General features: G+C 70.8%; 3 protein-coding genes. All 3 read left to right on the top strand.

What is annotated here, in order from left to right; translation table 11 throughout:
- The coding region (locus FUT87_RS28815; RefSeq protein WP_186830533.1) for a hypothetical protein at positions 1-728 on the top strand (728 nt) is incomplete at its 5' end.
- A gap of 43 nt (positions 729-771) precedes the next feature.
- Positions 772-1302, top strand: a complete 531-nt coding sequence (locus FUT87_RS14070; RefSeq protein WP_091733423.1) for a GbsR/MarR family transcriptional regulator — start codon at positions 772-774, stop codon at positions 1300-1302.
- A gap of 66 nt (positions 1303-1368) precedes the next feature.
- Positions 1369-1921 (top strand): thiol-disulfide oxidoreductase DCC family protein (locus FUT87_RS14065; RefSeq protein WP_255511828.1); only part of this gene is annotated, 553 nt, incomplete at its 3' end.

Here is a 1921-nt window from a genome sequence, read left to right as displayed (position 1 = left end):
CGAGCTGCGTCGCCGAGGCCCAGCGGCTCGGCCGCCAGGGCGAGCGCCGTGGCGCGCGCTGGATTGGTCCCGCACTGCGGTTGCCGGGCTACGAACTCGGCGCCCAGTTGGCGCTGGCGCTGGCCGGCGAGCGCCAGACGGATGGCGCGATGCTCGCGCTCAAGACCGTCCGGCCGGTCGCCGCGATCGTGATCAGCCCGCAGCTGTTCGCAACGCCGGATCCGGCGCGCTACCGGGACGTCGCCATGCCGGTGCTCGGCCTGACCGGTCCGGACGACAGCGACGTGCTGCAGCTGGTGCGCGACCTGGCCTGGCGCCAGGTCCCCTTCGCCGCGATGCCGCCGGGCCGCGGCTGGCTGCTGAGCGCCAACGAGGTCCGCCATGCCGCCTTCGGCGGTAACGAGCCGCGGCCGGAAGACGCCGAGCGCGAGCGCAAGCGGATCCAGGCAGCGGAGGACCAGGCGCAGTCGCAACCGCAGCCCCAGGGCCGCCGAGGCGCAGGTCGCGGGCAGCGCGGACAGGACGCGCCGGTGCGGATGGCGCCGGTGCCGCCGATCCCGGACTACCGCCAACGCCACGCGCAGCAACTGGGCCTGATCGCCGCGCAGCAGGTGAGCGTCGCCTTCCTCGACCACGAGGTGAAGCGCTCCGAAACCGCCCGCGTCTGGCTGGCCGGCCCGGCGCAGGCATGGATAGGACGGGTCGGCAGCCTGAGCTCGTCGCGTTGATTTCTGTATTGACAGAAATTTCTGTCCCGCTACAGTCGCGACCATGGAACTCAGCAACACCGCCCGCCGCTTCGTCCTGCACTGGGGCGAGATGGGCAGCGCCTGGGGCGTGAACCGCACCGTCGCCCAGATCCACGCCCTGCTCTACTTCCACGGCCGCCCGCTCAATGCGGAGGAACTGGCCGAGACGCTGTCGGTGGCGCGCTCCAACGTCAGCACCAGCCTCAAGGAACTGCAGAGCTGGAACCTGATCCGCGTCACCCATGTGCTGGGCGACCGGCGCGACTACTTCGAGACGACCGCCGACGTGTGGGAACTGCTGCGCACCATCGTGCGGGAGCGCAAGCATCGGGAGTTCGATCCGACCGTGCGGATGCTGTCGGAGCTGGTCGCCGAGGACGGCTTCCAGGACGAGTCGCCCGACGCCCAGGACCGCGTGCGCGAGTGCCTGCGCCTGATGCAGACGCTGGGCGCCTGGTCGGAGGAAATGATGCGGCTGTCGCCGTCGACGCTGGAGAAGGTGCTCAAGCTCGGCGCCAGCGTGCAGCGCTTCGTGCGCGGGGACGGATCCTGATCCGCCCCTTTTTTTGGCAATGAATTTCTGTCTTTACTGAAATATCGAGCAACGAAGGAGGATGTGATGCGCTTCACCCCCGAATCCGACCGGCATGCGATCCAGCGCGACCCAGGCGCCTATCCGCTGACGCTCTACTTCGACGGCGCCTGCCCGATCTGCAACGGCGAGATGCGCAACCTGATGCTGCGCAACACGGCGGGGCTGCTCCGCTTCGTGGACATCTCCGAGCCGGGCTTCGCGGCCTTCCCCGCCGGCACCGACATGCCGGCGCTGATGGGCACCCTCCACGGCGTGCGGGCCGACGGGCGCCTGTCGACGGGCTCGGAAGTGCTGCGCCTGGCCTATCGCGGCGTCCAGCTCGACGGGTTGGTCCGCTTCACCGAACTGCCGGGCCTGCGCTGGCTGTTCGACCACGCCTACCCGCTGGTCGCGCGCCATCGCTACCTGGTGCCGAAGCCGCTCGCGCGGCTGGTGCTCGAGACCGCGCTGCGCCGTGCCGCGGAACGCCGCGCCGGCGCCTCGGCCTGTCATGCCGATGCCTGCTCGATCGCGTCCGAACAGGCGGCTTCGACGCGGCCGGGCGGCCCGGCGCTCGGGGCCTCGGCCGCGCCGGCAA

This window comes from Mitsuaria sp. TWR114 (assembly GCF_007997345.1).
Note: the sequence above shows the minus strand (reverse complement) of the source record. Positions and strands in the feature narration are given on the sequence as shown.